Below are 19,845 nucleotides of genomic sequence, written 5' to 3' on the forward strand. Positions count from 1 at the left end.
TAGCCAGATAGATTTGAATGGACAAATGATACTTGTAAGTTATATTAAGAATCAAATATGGGTCGGATATATGGCTTTGGATTTTGTTATTCTAAATGACAAAACTTACATAAAAGATTGAGTTTTAATGATGAAAGGATGGGTCATATGGAAGTTGTACGCATGGAGAATATAGTGAAAAGTTATGGGGAAGGCAATAACAGGGTAGATGCATTAAAAGGAATTAATCTTTCTATTCAGCAAGGCGAGTTTGTCTCAATCGTCGGTGCTTCTGGTTCTGGTAAAAGTACTCTACTTCATATTTTAGGTGGTTTGGACCACCCTAGTTCTGGGAAGGTATTCATTGGGGATAATGATATTTATAAATATTCAGATAATGAGCTGTCAGTATTCAGAAGAAGAAAAGTCGGGTTCATTTTTCAATTCTTTAATTTGCTACCGGTATTAAATGTCCAAGAAAATATTGCTTTACCTACGTTATTGGATAGTGAATCTATAGATATGGAGTATTTAAATGAAATCATTAATATCCTGGGGCTTCAAGAACGTAAGGATCACTTACCTTCCGAACTATCTGGAGGGCAACAGCAACGGGTTTCAATCGGCAGGGCGCTTATTAATCGTCCGCATTTGATACTTGCTGATGAGCCTACAGGTAATCTAGATACTCGAAATACGAAAGAAGTGATGGATTTATTTAGATTCACTGCAAAGAAATACAATCAAACCATTGTAATGATTACTCATGATCTAACGATAGCATCAGCTTCGGATCGGATTATCACTATACAAGATGGTGAAATCATTTCTGACCAACGACTGACTGCGAAAGAGTCACTGACCGGAGGGAATGATTTTGATCAATAGTTATAAGCAACTAGGTACTAAGTATTTAAAAGGGAATATGAAACGAACAATTTTGACCTTGGTTGGAATCGTACTCTCTGTAGCGTTAATTTCAACTATTGGTCTATATATGAAAGGATCTCAACTCGCTCGAATTGAGAACATGAAGAAATTAAACGGTGTTTCTTTTCATGTTGGTATTTCAGATTACGATGAAGAAATATTAAATAAAATCAGATTTAATCCCCAAGTTGAATCGTTTGGTTTAATGTCTGAAGGGGACATCTTTCCACTTGGAGAGGTTTCTGCGCAAATTAATTTCGCGGATCATCACGCCTTAAACTTTCTAACCTACAGTCTTCTGGATGGAAAATTACCAACCAATGCTCATGAAGCCGCTATCGATTCCTGGTTAATTCCTTCTATAAAAAAAGATCTCCGATTAGGTGATTCATTTGAACTGGATGGACAATCATATAAACTGGTCGGTTTACTAAATAATAGCGAGTTTACACAAAAAAATAAACAGGGGAGATTATTAACGTATAAAAGCGAGTTTGCTATTGGAGAGGGAAGGATATTAATAGAAATTAACGAGAAGGCAGATTTTAATGAGGTTTTAGACGAATTAAACTCAATTACTGAAGACAATAACATTGCTATTAATACTGATTTGATTCGAGCTTTGAAACCGGAATCGGATCAATCGATTTTGGCTATTCTAGTAGTTGTAGTTAGCATTGTTGTAATTACGACAATTGTTGTTATTTATAACGCTTTTCAAATCAGTATCGTAGAGCGAATGAAGCAGTTCGGCTTGTTGAGAAGCATCGGTGCTACACGAAAACAAATTCGACAAATTGTCATGAAAGAAGCTGCGGTTCTTGCTTTCATAGCCATACCAATTGGGATTGTATGCAGCTTATTGGCGCTTGCTATTCTCCAAGCTTTTTTCTGGATTTTATTAGACAAAGGCTCATATTCCTTTTTCAATATTGATTGGAAGATAGTATTTACTAGTTCGATTCTTACTCTGATAGCTGTATTAGTGTCCAGTTACTACCCCGCCTTTTTCGCAGGAAGAATATCACCATTGTTGGCAATTAGCAGTAGATTGTCAATAAAAAAAGAGAGAATCAAAAAACAAAATAATAAAGTGCTAAGAAAGCCTTTTTCGTTCCCATTAAGTATGGCCATTAAAAATGTAAAAAGAAATAAAAATCGTTATGTCGTTACTATTTTATCAATCATTATAAGTAGTGTATTGTTTATTACTTTTTCATCTTTAATGAACATCGCATTATCATCCAAACTTGTGAACGATCCGTCCGAATCGGATCTTACAATCTATTTACAAGCAGAAAATAATGTTTCTTCTGAAAATCTGGAAGTTTTAGAACAATTAAAGTTGATTAAAAATGTATCCGAGGTTTCCGAACAAGACTTAAGTATTAAGATTGAATTGAAGGATACAAATCAATCTATCGCGACTGTTGAAGACATCCAGAAGACTATTGGAAAAAAACACGATATTGCAGTGGTCAATAACTTTGAAGAGAATAAAGCCAAAAATGAAGAAGCTCTCACCATCAAAGTTCTTGTATATGCTTTTATTGTGGTCGTTTCTTTAATTGGCAGTTTAAATATACTTAATACAATTACTATAAGTATCATGATTAGACGGAAAGAGCTGGCTGCATTAAAATCCATAGGCATGTCCCAAAGAGATTTGAAAAAAATGATTATTTATGAAGCATTGATTTACGGTTTTTCTGGAAGCTTGCAAGGTATTTTTTACGGTTGTATACTTTCATATGTTATATACACGGCTGCATCGGGTCACTTTCATGTTGAATGGTCGATTCCCTATAATGCTTGTATCATTACGTTTGCTGCAGCTTTGTTAATCAGTTATTTATCTGTTCTGCTACCGCTGAGAAGAGTCCAACAGGATAATATTATAGATATGATAAAAGAAGAGTAATACCTATGACCTGGCTACTTATAGTCAGGTTATTCTGATTTGGTGGTAAATGTTAATATGGAGTGAGAGGAAGGAGAAGATATATTTGAATAAAATACTACTTGTAGAAGACGATGAAGCGCTCGGTCTAGCCATTGAATTTTCATTAAGAAATGAAAGGTATGAGGTGATTAGAGCCACTAGTGTAAAAGAAGCGAAAAGCCAATTTAATGATAATACTTTTGACTTGGCTATTTTAGATATCAACCTTCCAGATGGAAATGGTTATGATTTATGCTTACACTTCAAAAACCAAAATAATGCAACAGCTATTATTTTTTTAACGGCTCTTGATGAAGAAGCAAATGTGGTAATGGGGCTAGATATAGGCGGAGATGATTATATAACAAAACCTTTTCGAGTTAGAGAACTTATGTCGAGAGTAAGAGTGCAATTACGCAAACAAGCTAGGGTGGAAGAAATCTCAATGATTTTAATATCTGAAAATATAAAAGTGGATATGAACCAAGTAAAGGTATATAAAAATCAAGGAATTGTTTCATTAACAAGCTTAGAATATAAGCTTTTGTTAACTTTTATGAAAAACGCTCACAAAATATTAGAAAGAGATGAAATCCTACTGAAAATAACAGAAGAAGATGATGTTTTTTTTGGTGAAAATACGTTATCTGTATACATAATGCGTTTAAGAGAAAAAATTGAAGATGACCCCAAAAATCCTCAGTTTATCATTACTAAAAGAGGATTAGGATATCATTGGGATAAGGATGTGAACCGAGAATAGATGATGAAAAATACCGAATTGAAAGGTTATATGATAATACTGGTGGTTTTATTTTCTCTATTTATGGTTTATCAGTTAATTTCACATCAAATATTTTACAATCATTTAAAAATGGATTCTATTACAGCCTGGGGAGAAATATCCGCCAAATTGATTGAACAAAATCCTGAGAATGAAGCAGAAATTATGAAAGTTTTAACAAGTAATTCTTCTGATTCAAGTGAGTATCAGGAGAAAGGGAGAGAAATCTTTAGACAGTATGGATTATACGAAGATTTGGAAACGAAATTTTTTCCACTTTTAAATAACCATATTTCTAGCTTTAATCAAACAATATTATGGGGAATGATTTGTTTCGGATTAATACTGTTTCTAGCAAACTATATACAATACAAGATTATTTTCAATAAAATTAAGCAACTTACATCAACTGCTAAGAAAATAATTGATGGAGATTACTCAGTTACAATAAATGAAAATAAAGAAGGAGAAATCGCCAAATTAGCTGTTTCATTCCGCTCTATGAAAGACATAATTAGAAAAAATATGAAGGATTTACTTGGTGAGAAGGAATTTTTAGGACAAATGTTGCAAGACATATCCCATCAATTAAAAACGCCACTTTCAACTATATCAATCTATAATGAAATGTTATTGAATGAAGACTTGCCCCGTCAACAACAAGTTCAATTATTGCAAAATAATGAAATTCAAATCTCCAGAATGAATGTCTTGATTCAAAACTTGTTAAAAGTAGCGAAAATTGATGCCAAAGCTGTTTCATTTGATAAAGAATCTTTAAACTTGGTGGAGACCATTCATGAAGTTTTGAATCGTTTGGAAAATATAATCAATGAAAGGAATTTGTCAATTGACTGGGACGGGACGGAGGAAGTAGTGGTTACCCACGATAAATTATGGATGCAAGAAGCTTTGATGAACTTGCTAAAGAATGCGATTGAGCATTCCAAACCTGATGATACAATCACAATTCAAGTTAATGATACACCGATTTATACAGAGCTCATAATTCAAGATTTTGGAGAAGGGATTGCTGCTGAAGACTTACCAAATATCTTTAATCGGTTCTACAAAGCAAGCACTTCTAAAAAACATGACTCGACTGGGATTGGCTTGGCTTTAACTAAAGCGATTATTGAAGCGCATCATGCCTTGATTAAAGTTGAAAGTGAGAAAAATGTTTATACAAAGTTTACAATTACCTTTATAAAATTCTAAATTTTTTAAAATTATATCATATCGAGGAGTCGCTCCCTTTGATAGAATCCATATCACCTTGTCTGATACTTCAGAAAAGGATATTTCTGAAAAAAACGTATGCAATGTAGACGGTAGAGTTAGTTTTTTGTTCAACTAACAGGTGGTTAGTTGAAGAAGGTTCATTTAATTGATCAAACTTTTTAAGGAATGTTCATTCAAAAAGAAAAGAATCCATTTTGATTAATCTCTTTATTAAAATGGATTTTTTATTTACTGTAAAATCTGTGTTTGTCATTATTTTGTAAAATTTTAGAAAAATGTACATTCAATGGCTTGATAATTTGTATAAAATGGTTTATATTGATATCAAATGATATATTTATCTATCAAAAATAATCACTTTATACAAATAAGGGAGAGATTCACAATGGAAAAAGGCTTGTCAGCGTTGAAGGAAGCGAGATTTAATGCAATTCTTGATGCGGCTACTATATTGCTTGTTGAAAATCCTACTGCTTCGATGAATGAAATTGCGGAATATGCGGGAATTGGCATTGCTACACTTCATCGCTACGTCGAAAGCAGAGAGAAATTGATGCTGTTCTTGGGCCATCGGGCTATACAACTGGTAAGTGATACCGTAAACCAGATTCCACTGGATGAGGAAAGAAGCGAAAACTATATCCCTGAACTCATTGAAGCGTTAATCCCCATAGGTGACAAAATCTATTTTCTAGGTCATGATGCATCTGTATTTAACAACAAAGAATTAGGTGAAGCCGAAGAGAAGCTGAGGGAACCCATACGACGCGTTATTGAGCTGTTGCAACAAAGAGGTTACTTTCAGCAAACGGTTAGCAGCGAATGGATTTTGAATACGCTTTATGCCCTACTTTTCCATACATGGGAACAGGTACATGAAGGTAATGTGCCTAAAAAATCCGCTGCAGAGCTTTTTTTAAATACGTTTTATTATGGCTTCAAAGCTAAGGATGATAATTAACATCAATAATATAAAAAGAGAAAAGGAGTGCTAGGAAATGAATCAAATCTCAATTGTAAAGGCTGATCATCGATCCATGGTCAGCGCTAAGCTAAATGTAATGGCATTGGAATACATGGCGTTTTCACTTGCAGGATCTGAGGAGGAGAACACGATCGAAGGGACATTTCGTACGCTATGGCAGCAGGAGAACAACCGCTTTAGTCATCAATATGCTTACGAAGCTCAAATGGATGGGAAAACTTTAGGGATGATTACTTGCTATCCCATACCTGTTTTAAATCGTCTTGCATGGCCCACTTTTAAACAGCTGCTTTCATTCCGAAAGCTAGACCTTGTTGCTTATAATATTCTGAATATCAAAATGTTTTATTCCATGATCACCATGAAGGAGGGAGAAGATGACGAGTTTCACATCGGAACAATCGCTTTATTGCCCGAAAGCCGGGGACTGGGGGTAGGTACCAAGCTGCTTGAGTTTGCCGAGGAACAGGCCTGCCTGCAAGGCTTTGCCAAATGCTCGCTGACGGTAAAGAAAGAGAACCATCTTGCCATTAAATTGTATCAGAGGATAGGCTACCAGATTACAGGTGAAATCAATAAACCAAAGTTATCGTTGTACAGAATGGTCAAAAATGTAGAACCTTGCAACCGTTTATAAAAAAAGTTGTACCGTATTACCCCTTTGATTAAAGATTAAGTGAAAGAAATCGGGAAGAAATGAGTGAGATTTATAATAACAATCACCTAACTAATTTAGTTAGGTAAACCAAAATTCTTCACCATCTTACTCTTAATGCAAATAAGCAAATGATTTTCATGGTATTTATTCGAGATTTAGTTTTTCATGATTCGGAAAAATATTAAAGGAACTTCTATAGTTACAATTTAGTAAGATTATATTTCAAATTGTAAGGGAACAGTTATTCATTTAAATAAAGAAAATGTTTATCTTTAAGGTAATAATAAACAATTAGACAAAAGTGAGGTAAATAATATGACTTTTGAAGAAAAATTACAAGCGTATGCAGAACTTGCGGTAAAAGTCGGTGTCAATATTCAACCAGGGCAATATTTATTAGTCAATACATCAGTGGATGCATTGGATTTCGCCCGTTTAGTTGTGAAAGAAGCTTATAAGGCTGGGGCGGGACGTGTTCATGTTAATTTATCAGATGATGAAATGGATCGAGCTTACTTTGAACATGCCTCAGATGAAGAATTTAATCGTTTCCCAGAATGGATAGTCAAAATGAATGATGAGCTGATCGAACGTAAAGGAGCACTATTAATGATAGATGCTGCAGACCCTGATAAATTTACAGGTATTTCAGCCGATCGTCTAGCTACCTATCAAAAGGTATCAGGGGCGGCTCTGAGCAACAATCGCAACGCAGTAATGAAGGATTTAATAGCTTGGTCGATGATAGCAGTTCCTTCATCAAAGTGGGCATCGAAGGTGTTCCCAAACCTATCAGCTGAGGAACAAGTACCTGCATTATGGGAGGCTATTTTTAAAACTGTTCATATCGGTGAAGGTAATGTTGTTAAAAACTGGCGTGAGCATGTAACAAATTTAGAATCTCGTGCGGCCCTACTGAACAATAAAAAATATGAGAAGCTTCACTATACAGCGCCAGGTACTGATTTAACAATTGCCTTAGCGCCACAGCATAAATGGATTACTGGGGGTGGTAAAACGCCAGATGATACGATCTTTATGGCTAATATGCCGACAGAAGAAGTTTATACGTTACCGATGAAACAAGGTGTAAATGGTTATGTCAGCAATACAAAACCATTAGTTTATCAGGGGAATATTATCGATGGCTTTAAACTGACATTCGAAGAAGGAAAAATTGTTAAAGCTGAAGCACAGATAGGACATGATTTATTACAGGAGCTTATGAATGTGGATGAAGGCTCTTGCTATTTAGGTGAGGTAGCACTTGTACCACATGGATCGCCAATTTCAGCATCGGGGATTTTATACTTTAATACATTGTTTGATGAAAATGCATCGAACCATTTAGCAATTGGTAAAGCTTATCCAACTTGCTTAGAGGGTGGAAGAGATTTAGAAAACGATCAGCTTGAAGCGTTAGGTGCAAATATTTCAGTAACACATGAGGACTTTATGATTGGTAGCAGTGAGATGGACATCGACGGTATTTTACCAGATGGAACTGTAGAGCCAATTTTCCGTAAAGGTAGCTGGGCATTTTAAGTTTTTGATAGGAAGAAAGGAGTGGGGCAGATGAAACGATACCTGAGCTTCACTAGTAGCAATACCAGAAGGGTATCTAGGTTTCATCTGCTTTAGCTCAGACTGAAAACTACCTGTCAATTGGAGAATCCTTGGCGGCTGGTCAAACACCTTATCAACAGAAATGATACAGACTACAGTGATTTAATTACCATGAGATTGATTGGGAATGACCGGTCAATTGAGTTTCTAGGTTATCCACGATAAATTATGGATGCAAGAAGCTTTGATGAACTTGCTAAAGACATTCGTGGTGTTCGTTATGTGGAAAAATTATACGAAACATTAGCAGATTTAGAATTATCGATACATACTTTAGAAGCTATCGGCGAATTAAAAATTGCAAGGTTGTATCCGTAGCACACAATTAATAATGTTATAAATATATATTTTAGGAGAATTGAAATGAATAAACTAAATTCGTATCCACGAATAGATATTATGGATTACTTACGAGGATTTGCTTTGCTGGGGGTACTTCTTGTGAATAGTTACCAGGTTTTGGGTTATTTTTCTTATAGCGAGTTACACGCTAAATTTTATGATATATTCAACGGGACATTTTACCCTATTTTATTCTTTTTATTTGGATTTGGGTGTTATCTTTTTATGAATCGATCCAATCAAAGAGTAAACAATAGATATCCTTTGTTTTTACGCAGAATCTCTTTTTTATTTGTATTAGGACTTATCCATACATTTTATGCACCGCAAGGAATTCAAGATGTTTTAATGGTTTATGCTGTACTTGGCCTGTTTATTGTAATATTTTTCAAAAGAAATAAGTGGACTAACTTAATAGTAACGGTTACGCTAATAGCCTTATCTATAGTTACAGCTTTATCTCAACCGTATTATGGTGAGAGAATAGTATGGCTAGAATTACTATCCGTCATAAGTAAGTGGCTTTCATTTATGATGCTAGGTTTTACGATGGGGCAATTTAAATTTTTTGAAAATGTCTATGGAAAATTAAAGTATATTTCGATTTTTTTAATCGTTAATATTTGTACTTATGTATCTTCATTTTATTTAAGGGGGTCAGAGTTATCAGAGTTATTTAACATTCCCCCTTCAGGATTTGAAATGCTAGAAGATTATAGTGTTGCCTTTATGATGACTAGCAGTCTTCTTATTATTTTACAATGGGACAAGGCAAAAGTGATATTAACTCCATTAAAGTTCTATGGACAAATGTCTTTAACAAATTATCTTGCACAAAGTGTTTTACTAATTGTGTTTAGTATCATAATTGGTTTTACACCTATTAATTCATTAATTGTGTGCTTCATAATCCACGCTATTTTAATTTCTTTTAGTATTGTTTGGTTAAGGTATTTTAAAATGGGACCAGTTGAATGGATATTAAGATATTTCACATATTGGAGTAAAATTCCGAATAGGAAGAAGAAATCTGTTTTTAGAAACGATTTAGAAAGTGTTTAGATGTTTAATCACTATATTTAGAAGTAAAATGCATTCTAAGGAGACAGGCCAATGAATTTCTGGGAAATTGTTTTGATAATTGTAAATTTTAGTCTATTGAGTTGGATACTGTTAGTAGGTAAGGAAACAAAAAAGTGGTCTAAATTCGCATCTTTGGTTGCTATTGGAATGGTTATAATACAGCTATTGGCAGAAGGTTTTAGATGGCAGATGATTCCAGCCTATTTAACCCCAGTTATCTTGATTATATGCTATTTATCAGCTGATCGGAAAAAGGGGTTCAGAAACAGGAGTATATTCATTGTTAAGTCTTTGTTGTTGTTCATCTATATTTCTGTAGCAGTTACGTTACCCTTACTTATGCCGGTATTTTCATTTGAAGAACCAACTGGCCCACATATGGTCGGTACGAAACTATATCATTGGGTCGATCAGCAGAGAAGTGAACCATATTCAAAAAATCCAATCGACCGACGTGAACTGATGGTGCAAATTTGGTATCCTGCAGCTGAAAAAAGCAAAGGGGATCGAGAACCTTATATTCGTAACATAAATGAGCTCTCCAAGGGATTGGAAAAAACATTGTCCATTCCTGCATTTGCATTCAGCCACCTGGACTTGGTAAAATCTCATTCGTTTATGGATTTACAACTCTCAGACTCAGAGAATCATTATCCCATATTACTTTTCTCTCATGGGTTTAATGGTTTTCGTAATCAAAACACGTTTGAAGTTGAGGAGTTGGCTAGTCAAGGATATATTGTTCTAGGTATCGATCATACATTTGATGCTGCAGCTACCGTCTTTCCAGATGGTCGAACTGCTTACGTACAGCCCTTCAATTTAACTGATTTTAACGAACGCGATCGCCACATCAAATTATGGAAAGAAGATGTCACTTTTGTACTTGACCAGTTAGAGAAGCTTAATCAAAACGATGAGACCGGCTTCTTTACAGGAAAGATTGATACCTCGCGTATTGGAATGTTTGGGCACTCTTACGGTGGGGCTACCGCAGCACAAATACTTGCAGAAGACTCTCGTGTCAAAGCAGCCATCGATATGGATGGCACATTGCATGGGGAAGTTTTACCTGAAAGTGGGATTGGAAAACCATTTCTGCTCATGAGTGCAGAAATAAATGAAGATTCTGATGAAGATTCCTATAAAGACAAGGTTCGCAGTGAACGTGGGTTAGCTGGCGGTGGCATGTCAATGGTCATTCCCCACACGGATCATTCAAGCTTCACTGATTTTCATTTGTTCTCCCCTCTGTTGCGGAGCCCAGGTGAAAATCCAAAGGAAGTCCATCGCATTATCAACGAATTCAGCCTGGCATTTTTTGACCAGTATATAAAACAGACGGACGATGGCTCAACCCTTAAAAGGCTGAAGACCAAATACCCGGAAGTGAATTTTAAAGTAAACCGATAACCTTATGCAGTCCAATCCATTTAGGGTGTAGTATCTCATACCAAATAAGTTTCTGTGACCTCAGAAGAAATGTCCGCATTTTCAGAGGAGATTACGACAGGTGTAATGAAAACAATGAATAAGGCTGCAAAGGCAACAGAAAGTGTTGTAGCGTACGATGGTGCTACAATCAAGATAACCTTGAAAAAGCTATTTCAAAGTTTGAGTAAATTCTACCATTATGTAATTTTGCTATCGATTATCTTTTTGAGGATGGGATTAGAAGAACACTTTTCAATGTTCTTTGTAAATCCCATTCCAATAAATGTTCCAAACTTGCTCGGCGCGCCTTCTAAATTTTTCTTCCGTATAAAAAAGTAATTCCAAAAAGAGTCCATCCATCAAACAATTAAACGAGGCTATTAAGTCATCAACCGGTTGATCCTTTATTATGCCTTGCTCTATTCCTTCTGAAAAGATTGTTTCAAGCACCTCAAAAAGCATTTCTTCCATCTCATTAAAAATGTTTTTCACTTTATCATTTAAAGTTGGAGGAAGGTAAAAAGCTAATTTTGTATATGCTGCTGTTTTTTCAGGTTGACTTAAATAGTAATTACAAAGTTCTTTCACTATTTGGTAGAGCTTTTCTTTAGCCGACCCATTTTTTAAATTGGTAATTGATCGTTTTATGTGAAGGTAATACTCTTCGAGCAGATCTTTATATACAGCCATAAACAGGTCCTCTTTGTTTTTAAAAAAAGCATATATCGATGGTGTTTTAATGCCAACTTCTTTAGCAATACTAGAAAGAGTTGCCTGATCGTAGCCTTTTTCAGCCAATTGTTTATAAGCAACTTCTTTAATCTTATTTTTTGTCATAAATATCACTTCTAACTTATTTTTTATTGTTAACCTTACTATCTGTATTTAAAAACAAGGCGCAAAAACTTATTATAAAAATACTCCTCTAACTATAATACAAAACATTTGAGTAAAACAAAAATAAAAATCAGGAATATTGTTAAGCAATAAGTTATAGAGAATACTAAATATGTGGTATTTTCTATAAAAAATTTCTTATATTTATTTTTGCTTTTTCTCTTTTTGCCGTTTGGTACTCCGAGTATCTGTCAGACATATACGTAACCCACAGGCAAGGGAAAGTCCCATAGCAGAAGATTTAATTTCTATTTGGTTTTGATTAAACTAGTATTATCCCCTTTTAAGTTAAATGTTAAAAAACTTACAGTACGCTGTTAATAACATTTAACTTAAAAGGGATTTTTGGTGTGTTGTAAAAAAACGAATGATGATACAACGCCTCCAAAGATAGCTCACTGGCACCGATAGAATATCGATATCATATGGCTGCTTAGTATTTTTTACAGCTATTTACTTGACGGGAATAAGTCCAGCACTCATTTGAGTACCTAGTCTTTTTTATTTCCAAAAATTTAATCTTGCCAAAAAGCAAACGTTTGTTCTAGTATGTATACAAACAGGTGTTCTTACGTATGATAGGTAAAGGGGAAAATCATTGTGCCCAATAATAAATAACTGTAGTAGGAGATATCTTGGTTCAAATTGGATATAAAAGGTTTAAAAGTCCAGGCGCGATTCAATTTATGGAAGTTGATCCTTTACTAGTAGGCACATCGGCAGAAATTGAAAGTACAGATATAGTGATTAGCCAATTTTAAAAATTGCGAGAGGTAAGGAGGAAACTACGATGAGAGAGCAACTGATTAAAGCTATGCAGCGCAAACAATTAGTGAACATGATGTATGTAGCAAAAGATGGTTCCATAACAAAAAGGCGGGTGAAAGTCATTAAAATTGTTGGTGATTCATTTCAAGCATTTTGTTTTACAAGACATGCAAAACGTACTTTTTTGATCAGTAACGTTCTAGCCGTTATTCCTTTTGTTAGTAGGGGACGTGAAGTTGTATGAATTATGAGAGTATGCCCAATAGACCTATTATGTGTATCGATATGAAATGCTTTTACGCCAGTATCGTAGCGATGTTACATGGGCTAGATATTTTAAAAACTCCAGTTGCAGTAGTAGCAAATTTTGACCAGCCAGGTAGCGTAGTGCTTGCTGCATCTCCCTTAATGAAAGAAAAATTTAGTATCAAAACTGGTAGTAGGCGTTATGAAATACCTCAACATCCTGACATTAGATTGTTTGAGCCTAAAATGAGTTTCTTTATTCAAATGTCGATGACGATTACAAAATTAATCTCTAATTACGTCCCGGTTGATGCTATACATGTGTATAGTGTAGACGAAAGTTTTGTTGATTTAACCGGTACTGAAACGCTTTGGGGTTCACCAGAAGAAACGGCTAAGGAAATACAAAAGGCTATTCTTGACCAATTTAATATACCTAGTGCAGTAGGTATGGGACCAAATATGTTAATAGCCAAATTAGCTTTAGACCTTGAAGCAAAGAAAACAGGCTTTGCTAGATGGACTTATGAGGATATTCCAAAGAAATTATGGCCGGTAAGACCTCTATCGGAAATGTGGGGCATAGGAAAACGAATGGAAGCAAATCTAAATGCTATGGGGATACAAACAGTTGGTGGTTTGGCTAATACAGATCTAAAAGAATTAGAAAAGCGCTTTGGTGTAATGGGCAATCAACTCTATTACCATGCATGGGGAATAGATCTATCCAAATTAGGGGAGCCGTTAATAACAAACGGAGCTTTAAGTTTTGGGAAGGGACAAATGCTGATGAGGGATTACCATACACGAAAAGAAATCTCTGTAGTGCTCCTTGAAATGTGTGAGGACGTAATGAAGCGAACGCGGAATGCAGGTTATGTGGGTCGTACAATTAGTATTGGTCTTTCTTATAGTCGAAACGCCATGACCAAAGGGTTCCATAGATCTAAAACAATTGCAGTGCCAACAAGTGAAACTCTTGTGATGTATAAAACTTGTCTTGAATTACTGGATGAACACTTTGCAGGGGAGCCAGCTCGTCAATTATCTGTCCGAATAACGAACCTCGAAAGAGAGCATAGTATCCAATTAGATTTATTTGACGAACGCAAACCACAGCGTCAAATTATAGGACCTACTATGGATGCCATACGCAATCGGTTTGGAGCAACATCAATATTAAGAGCAGTTTCTTTCACAAAAGCTGGTACAGCTATTAATCGAGATCGCCTAGTTGGTGGTCATTTGGCATAGGAGTGATTTATTAATGATACAAGACAGAGGTAATATTAAATGGGCATCGATGATGTTGCCGGAGCATTTGGAGCTTCTTAGAGAGTACAAACAAGAGTGCACAGAACAGCCGAGAGAATTGACTGAATGGGAGCTGGAAGAACTACAGAAAACAATTGATCAAGCTTTTAATCAGCAATTGGACATAAAATTAGAAGTGTGGAAGGACTACAAAATTACACAATGGACTGGAATAATTAAATCGATGAATACTAATGAACTCATATTTGAAACACTACTTAACACGAAAAGTATTCCAATCCAAAGTATTCAATCAGCCCAACTGGATGCTGATTATTATGATTAAAGCCGATGAAAGACAGTTACTTCATAAGTATCTTTTGTTAGAGCTAGCTGTTAAATCATTGCAGGTTGACTATTGTAAATTAGAGCAGTTTAAAATGAAAACGGTATTTCTTCCAATGATGGATTCATTGCTAAAGGATCTAAGACAAGAATATTTTAGCCTAAAACGAGAACTTGCACAGCAACGTATACGAGTAGTAGGTTGGCAGTCAGTAGATGAATACTTTAGTGACGTGCAAGTTGCCACTGCAGGTAATGATGTAGTACTCCGTTATGCTAATCAAGCTCTTAAATCACAGGTGGAAAAGTTGTTGGCTAATCATATACGTGTAGCTTTAGAATAAAGACTGTTTCCTTCAACCTTTATTTATCAGCAAACGCAAAAACACTCCATTTCGAAAAAAGATTGATCAAATATACTGTGACAAGGTGTTTTTTGTTTGGAAGGGATTTGTAACTTTTTAATAGAAGATCAGATAATAAATTTTTACACATAAGGAGATAAGACTATGGCTGAAAACAAATTACTAAGAATGGACAATGTCGGCATCGTTGTAGAATCCCTTGATGATGCAATCGCTTTTTTCGAAGAGATTGGCTTGAACCTTGAAGGGCGAGCCACTGTCGAAGGGGAATGGGCTGGTCGCGTAACCGGATTGGGTTCTCAGTGTGTAGAGATTGCTATGATGGCTACTCCAGATGGTCACAGTCGACTTGAACTTTCGCAATTTCTCAGCCCACCTACTATATCAGATCACCGGACTGCTCCTGTAAACGCCCTCGGTTATCTACGCGTCATGTTCGCCGTTGAAGACATTGACGAAATGGTATCCAGACTCACTAAGCATGGTGAAGCCTTCACAATATTTGAAGAAAATTCTTATACAATAAAGGGCGCATTTGTTGGTTTTAAACGACTTTATTGTCACAACTACGAGTTCTTATTCGGCTATTGTACCAAAAATTATACGACTTTATTTTACACCGTCCGCAAATGTGGACGGTGTTATGTGTTTTTCAAACAACAGAATTGTCATTACTTATTTAACGAAAGCTCCCAGTAACCGTCTATTATACATAAGAAAAAAAGAGCTGCAAATTCCGATTCCCCTCCAATCACTCCTCTTACTGCTCTCCTAATTTTCTATAAGAAACTACACCACCGAATATACCTACAACTGCTTCCTTGGTAGGATTAATTGGAAAAACAACGAATTATTATAGGTCATTTCTCATTTGAGTTCGCCTTTTTTATTAAATTACTAGGAAGATAGATTCAATCTACCTTTAATAAACTGGTGCTAATTACCAATATTTGAAAATACTTAAATATTCAGATATTCGTATTAGTTTATTTGTGATAAATTGGAAATATCACACTAAACTGAAAAGTGTGACAATTAAAATAAAGGGGGAAATGAGATTTGAAAAAGTTTAAGTTTACGAAGTTCTTAAGTAGTATTCTAGCTTTCGTTATGGTGCTTTATCTATTGGTTCCATTGTCGAGTGCTAGTGCGGAAGAATCGAAGCCATTCAAGCAGGATGGTCAAAGTGAAAGTATAATGCAACTAAAGGCGGCTATTGCTGAACAGCTAAGCTTGTCCAAAGATGGTCCAACTCTTCACGAAAGCTTACAAAATGTATCAGGCAATCAAAAAGTTGCAGTCATCGTTCATTTATCTGAAAAGCCTGTGGCACTAGAGCAAGGAATGAGCGAAGTCAAAGGCGAAGAATTCTCTAAAGCCCAAGCAAATGAAGTCCGTTCAAATGTAAAAGAACAACAAGCAGAAGTTAAAGAAGAGTTAGCTGCTAAAAATGTTCAGATGACTCAAGGATACTCATTTGATACTGTTTTAAACGGTTTTGCAGCAACTGTGAAAGCAAATGATCTCCCGAAACTGCTTACAGTAGAAGGAATTACATTAATCGAACCTGATGCAATTGTTTCCGCATCAGAAGATAATACGATGAAATCGTCGGAACTTATTAAGGAAGATCAATTAGAAGCTCAAATGAATACAAGTAATTCTTTCCTTGGTATCGAACAGCTTTGGAAGGAAGGACTTGAAGGACAAGGAATAAAAGTAGCGGTATTAGATACTGGTATTGATGTGGATCATCCTGAGTTTGCTGGAGTTTATAAAGGTGGAAAAAACTTCATTCCGAATTCAGCAACTTACACGAAGCCACGAGCAGATAACGATGCATCGGAAACATTGCCTTCGGAGCGTCCAGCCGGGACACCTGAATTTAATGAAAAGGGAAGCGCGTTCTATACTTCTCACGGTACACATGTTGCTGGAACAATTGCAGCAATCGGAGCTAACGAATTCGGTATTAAAGGAATTGCTCCCAAAGTAGACCTTTATGCTTACCGTGTTCTTGGGGCATATGGAAGTGGAGCTACATCTGGTATTGTTAAAGCAATTGAAACGGCTGTAAAAGAAAAAATGGACGTTATCAACCTTTCACTTGGCGGGGGAGCTAACTCTGAAACGGATGCTGGTTCATTTGCTATTAATAATGCTATGATGGCTGGAACAATTGGAGTAGTTGCAACAGGAAACGAAGGTCCAAATCGTGGAACAATAGGTACGCCTGCAACTGCTCGTTTAGGAATTGCTGTTGGTAACACAACAAATCCAGAAGCAATGTATAACGGGGAAGTGAATGTTAAAGTTGGCAACTACAACTTAACAAAACAACTTCCATTAATGGGAACGACTTTCGGGAAAAATTTAGCAACACAGCTTCAAGGAGAATTTGACTTAGTTGCTGTTCCTGGAAACGGGGAAGTAAAAGACTTTGAAGGAATTGATGTGAAAGGTAAAGTGGCATTGATTTCTCGTGGCAGTATCGCATTCGTTGATAAAATTGCGAATGCAAAGGCAAAAGGAGCAGTCGCAACAATTATTCATAACTTTGCTGGTGGAACGAATGCCCCGAACATTTCAGGTACATTCCTGGGTGATTCATTTGAGTTTCTGCCAACATTTGATATGTCACAAACGGATGGCGCTGCAATTCGCGCTGCATTAGCAGGCGGAACCGGAAAAGTAAGCTTTAGTAAATTTGCTTCCACAAAGACACTGGGAGATGATGTAAACGATTCAAGTTCACGTGGGCCATCTACACCAAACTTTGATATTAAACCGGATGTAAGTGCACCTGGAACAAACATTATGTCAACGATTCCAAAGTATAAAAAAGATTTCCCTAATGCAGATTATGGGGAAGCATATGGTCGTAAAACAGGAACTTCTATGGCAACACCGCATATTGCAGGTATTGCTGCATTAGTTAAACAAGCAAATCCGGATTGGAACGCGTTCGATGTAAAAGTAGCGCTTTCTAATACAGCAAAGGTTATAGATAAAACAAAATACGATGTGTTTTCTCAAGGTGCAGGGCGTGTAGATCCTTATGCAGCAGCTCATCCGGAAATTCTTGCTTATGCACTTGATAGCGCAATTTTAGATGGAACTGGTGTAGTTACAGAAAACTTGAAAGGTACAGTTACTTTCGGTCCACAATCACTTAAAGACCGAGATATTTCTGTAACGAAACAAGTTTTAGTAAAAGATATTAAAGGGAACGGCGGCAATTATAACGTATCAATTGATGTAACAAAAACATTTGGTGATGCAACTGTTACAGTAGATCAGCCGACATTTAATCTAAATGGTGAGCAAGTTTTAAATATTACATTAACTGCTTCACAAGCTACGGCGCCAAACGGCTCTGAAATACTAGGGTATATTTACATTAGCGGTGGAGATACAGAAATTTCATTGCCATTCGCAGCTGACCTTGGCGGCGCGGCAGCAACTGCAATTAAAGATTTTAAGATTACAGAAACAGACCTATCCTTTAACGGAGATGGAGTGAAAGACTCAGCTGTACTTTCATTCACATTAACTGGAGATGTAACAACTAACTATATCGAGCTTTGGGATATTATGAATCCTGAAGGTGGAGAATACGGAGACGGCTACATTGGTTATCTACATGCAGGTACTGCGCTAGGAAAAGGCTCTTATACGCTGAATATTGGTGGGCAGTACAAACCATGGGGAACAGCGCCAGCCACAAAGATTCCAGATGGTCTGTATACAATTGACTTCACCGGTCTTGCAGCATCAGGAGTAGTTTCCGATTATGTTGGACCAATTATCGTGAAAACGACTAAACCAGAAATTACTGGTTCAGTAGCTAAAGGTGTCGCTACAGGACAAGTAACAGATAAGTATATCGACTACAATGAAGAGTTATATTTATACGATTTAGAATACAATTTAAATGATAAATTAAAAGCTTCCTATGTTTCGACGGTAAATGGCAAAGTACAAGCGCCAGTTGCCTTTGAATTAAATCAAGACGGTAGCTTCACATTCCCAGTAACAGCAGAAACAAATGCTGTATCAGTAATAATTAAAGACGCTGCCGGGAATGTTGGTGAAGCAAAGATATATGAAAAAGAAGTAGTAGAACCAGTAGTAGAGCTTTCTGTAAATCCAACTAAGCTAGACCTAACAGCTGGAGAAACTGCACAACTTACGGTAACAGAAACGTCAACGCCTGCAGAAGGTGCTGCAACAGAGGAAGACGTAACTTCAAAAGCTACTTATGTTGTTGGAGATGAAAACGTTGCAACAATAGTAAATGGATTAGTAACTGCAGTAGGTGAGGGCACGACTACAATTACTATTTCATACGGTGATAATGAGGTTACTTTAAATGTTGTTACAGTTAAAGCACCTGTTATAGAACAACCAATAGTAACACTAGAAATTGATCAAGCTCAGGTTGAAACTAGAATAGGTAAAGAAGTTCCAGTTAAGATTACTGAAGTAACTACTTTTGATGGTAAAACAACAGAAAAAGATGTTACAAAGCTTGCAACCTACGAAGTAACGAATGATAAAATAGCTACTGTAAAAGAGGGGGCCGTAAAAGGAAAAGGTCAAGGTAATACGACGATTACGGTAACGTATGGTGAGCACACACTAACATTTGATGTGTTGGTTGTAAAGCCAGGGAATGACAACGGAAACGGTAATGGAAACGGAAACGGAAATGGTAATAAAAATAATAATGAAGTTACCGAGGAAGAGTTATAATTAATTTAAGTTCAAGCAAAAAGAGAAATTGCACAGCGCAATTTCTCTTTTTAGTATTGCTTGGTTAGTTCGTCTTAGGTAAATTGAAATCAGTCCTGTTATTTTGATTAACAAAGTTAATAAGCAACTCTTCACCTGTAAGCTCTGTTAATATACATTTAATCAAGTGCATATAGTGATTCCCGGTCTCTAGCAACGAATTTGGCACCG

General features: G+C 36.1%; 17 protein-coding genes and 1 pseudogene. 17 read left to right on the forward strand and 1 reads right to left on the reverse strand.

Features of this window, described 5'->3' with window-relative positions; all coding sequences use genetic code 11:
• Nucleotides 1–147: 147 nt before the first annotated feature.
• The 10 genes from B1B04_RS09880 (at nt 148) to B1B04_RS09920 (ending at nt 10,984) form a co-directional block, all read left to right on the forward strand.
• Nucleotides 148–867, forward strand: a complete 720-nt coding sequence (locus B1B04_RS09880) for an ABC transporter ATP-binding protein (protein WP_079561302.1) — start codon at nt 148–150, stop codon at nt 865–867.
• On the forward strand, nt 857–2,830 hold the full coding sequence (locus B1B04_RS09885; RefSeq protein WP_079561303.1) for an ABC transporter permease: 1,974 nt from the start codon (nt 857–859) through the stop codon (nt 2,828–2,830). The genes B1B04_RS09880 and B1B04_RS09885 overlap by 11 nt, the downstream gene beginning before the upstream one ends.
• An 85-nt stretch (nt 2,831–2,915) precedes the next feature.
• A complete protein-coding gene (locus B1B04_RS09890) occupies nt 2,916–3,614 on the forward strand; it encodes a response regulator transcription factor (RefSeq protein WP_079561304.1) in 699 nt (232 codons plus the stop codon).
• A gap of 3 nt (nt 3,615–3,617) precedes the next feature.
• Nucleotides 3,618–4,853 (forward strand): HAMP domain-containing sensor histidine kinase, encoded by a 1,236-nt coding sequence (locus tag B1B04_RS09895; protein ID WP_079561372.1) that lies wholly within the window; start codon nt 3,618–3,620, stop codon nt 4,851–4,853.
• 409 nt (nt 4,854–5,262) lie between these two features.
• Nucleotides 5,263–5,838, forward strand: a complete 576-nt coding sequence (locus B1B04_RS09900; RefSeq protein ID WP_079561305.1) for a TetR/AcrR family transcriptional regulator — start codon at nt 5,263–5,265, stop codon at nt 5,836–5,838.
• Between the two features lie 37 nt (nt 5,839–5,875).
• Nucleotides 5,876–6,499, forward strand: coding sequence for a GNAT family N-acetyltransferase (locus tag B1B04_RS09905; RefSeq protein ID WP_079561306.1), 624 nt, complete (start codon nt 5,876–5,878; stop codon nt 6,497–6,499).
• 336 nt (nt 6,500–6,835) lie between these two features.
• Nucleotides 6,836–8,065, forward strand: a complete 1,230-nt coding sequence (locus tag B1B04_RS09910; RefSeq protein WP_079561307.1) for an aminopeptidase — start codon at nt 6,836–6,838, stop codon at nt 8,063–8,065.
• 249 nt (nt 8,066–8,314) lie between these two features.
• Nucleotides 8,315–8,464, forward strand: a complete 150-nt coding sequence (locus B1B04_RS25640; protein ID WP_170938953.1) for a hypothetical protein — start codon at nt 8,315–8,317, stop codon at nt 8,462–8,464.
• Nucleotides 8,465–8,509: 45 nt separating this feature from the next.
• A complete protein-coding gene (locus B1B04_RS09915) occupies nt 8,510–9,550 on the forward strand; it encodes a DUF418 domain-containing protein (protein ID WP_079561308.1) in 1,041 nt (346 codons plus the stop codon).
• A 51-nt stretch (nt 9,551–9,601) separates the two neighbouring features.
• A complete protein-coding gene (locus B1B04_RS09920) occupies nt 9,602–10,984 on the forward strand; it encodes an alpha/beta hydrolase family protein (RefSeq protein ID WP_079561309.1) in 1,383 nt (460 codons plus the stop codon).
• A gap of 273 nt (nt 10,985–11,257) precedes the next feature.
• Here the strand turns inward: B1B04_RS09920 and B1B04_RS09925 are convergent, their stop codons facing one another.
• Nucleotides 11,258–11,842: a TetR/AcrR family transcriptional regulator gene (locus B1B04_RS09925; RefSeq protein WP_079561310.1), complete on the reverse strand. Its 585-nt coding sequence runs from the start codon at nt 11,840–11,842 to the stop codon at nt 11,258–11,260.
• A 695-nt stretch (nt 11,843–12,537) separates the two neighbouring features.
• Between B1B04_RS09925 and B1B04_RS26415 the strand changes: the two genes are divergently transcribed.
• The 7 genes and pseudogenes from B1B04_RS26415 (at nt 12,538) to B1B04_RS09955 (ending at nt 19,635) form a co-directional block, all read left to right on the forward strand.
• Nucleotides 12,538–12,663: a hypothetical protein gene (locus B1B04_RS26415; protein WP_276207749.1), complete on the forward strand. Its 126-nt coding sequence runs from the start codon at nt 12,538–12,540 to the stop codon at nt 12,661–12,663.
• Between the two features lie 29 nt (nt 12,664–12,692).
• The gene (locus B1B04_RS09930; protein ID WP_079561311.1) at nt 12,693–12,914 is read left to right on the forward strand and encodes a transcriptional regulator; all 222 of its coding nucleotides are present in this window, start codon (nt 12,693–12,695) and stop codon (nt 12,912–12,914) included.
• The gene (locus tag B1B04_RS09935) at nt 12,911–14,170 is read left to right on the forward strand and encodes a Y-family DNA polymerase (protein WP_079561312.1); all 1,260 of its coding nucleotides are present in this window, start codon (nt 12,911–12,913) and stop codon (nt 14,168–14,170) included. The genes B1B04_RS09930 and B1B04_RS09935 overlap by 4 nt, the downstream gene beginning before the upstream one ends.
• A 13-nt stretch (nt 14,171–14,183) precedes the next feature.
• A complete protein-coding gene (locus B1B04_RS09940; protein WP_079561313.1) occupies nt 14,184–14,516 on the forward strand; it encodes a YolD-like family protein in 333 nt (110 codons plus the stop codon).
• Nucleotides 14,509–14,859, forward strand: coding sequence for a YhjD family protein (locus B1B04_RS09945; protein ID WP_079561314.1), 351 nt, complete (start codon nt 14,509–14,511; stop codon nt 14,857–14,859). The genes B1B04_RS09940 and B1B04_RS09945 overlap by 8 nt, the downstream gene beginning before the upstream one ends.
• Nucleotides 14,860–15,024: 165 nt before the next feature.
• Nucleotides 15,025–15,405, forward strand: a pseudogene (locus tag B1B04_RS26560) (VOC family protein); the annotation flags it as partial.
• Between the two features lie 534 nt (nt 15,406–15,939).
• Nucleotides 15,940–19,635, forward strand: a complete 3,696-nt coding sequence (locus B1B04_RS09955; protein ID WP_079561315.1) for a S8 family serine peptidase — start codon at nt 15,940–15,942, stop codon at nt 19,633–19,635.
• Nucleotides 19,636–19,845 lie beyond the last annotated feature (210 nt).

This window comes from Lysinibacillus sp. KCTC 33748, from assembly GCF_002237755.1.
GTDB lineage: Bacteria > Bacillota > Bacilli > Bacillales_A > Planococcaceae > Lysinibacillus.

What these genes read in the sequence shown, in the direction of transcription:
- B1B04_RS09880 (WP_079561302.1), top strand. Translation starts at nt 148, where the DNA reads ATGGAAGTTGTACGCATGGAGAATATAGTGAAAAGTTATGGGGAAGGC.
- B1B04_RS09895 (WP_079561372.1), top strand. Translation starts at nt 3,618, where the DNA reads ATGAAAAATACCGAATTGAAAGGTTATATGATAATACTGGTGGTTTTA.
- B1B04_RS09900 (WP_079561305.1), top strand. Translation starts at nt 5,263, where the DNA reads ATGGAAAAAGGCTTGTCAGCGTTGAAGGAAGCGAGATTTAATGCAATT.
- B1B04_RS09905 (WP_079561306.1), top strand. Translation starts at nt 5,876, where the DNA reads ATGAATCAAATCTCAATTGTAAAGGCTGATCATCGATCCATGGTCAGC.
- B1B04_RS09910 (WP_079561307.1), top strand. Translation starts at nt 6,836, where the DNA reads ATGACTTTTGAAGAAAAATTACAAGCGTATGCAGAACTTGCGGTAAAA.
- B1B04_RS25640 (WP_170938953.1), top strand. Translation starts at nt 8,315, where the DNA reads ATGGATGCAAGAAGCTTTGATGAACTTGCTAAAGACATTCGTGGTGTT.
- B1B04_RS09915 (WP_079561308.1), top strand. Translation starts at nt 8,510, where the DNA reads ATGAATAAACTAAATTCGTATCCACGAATAGATATTATGGATTACTTA.
- B1B04_RS09920 (WP_079561309.1), top strand. Translation starts at nt 9,602, where the DNA reads ATGAATTTCTGGGAAATTGTTTTGATAATTGTAAATTTTAGTCTATTG.
- B1B04_RS09925 (WP_079561310.1), bottom strand. Translation starts at nt 11,842, where the DNA reads ATGACAAAAAATAAGATTAAAGAAGTTGCTTATAAACAATTGGCTGAA.
- B1B04_RS09930 (WP_079561311.1), top strand. Translation starts at nt 12,693, where the DNA reads ATGAGAGAGCAACTGATTAAAGCTATGCAGCGCAAACAATTAGTGAAC.
- B1B04_RS09935 (WP_079561312.1), top strand. Translation starts at nt 12,911, where the DNA reads ATGAATTATGAGAGTATGCCCAATAGACCTATTATGTGTATCGATATG.
- B1B04_RS09940 (WP_079561313.1), top strand. Translation starts at nt 14,184, where the DNA reads ATGATACAAGACAGAGGTAATATTAAATGGGCATCGATGATGTTGCCG.
- B1B04_RS09945 (WP_079561314.1), top strand. Translation starts at nt 14,509, where the DNA reads ATGATTAAAGCCGATGAAAGACAGTTACTTCATAAGTATCTTTTGTTA.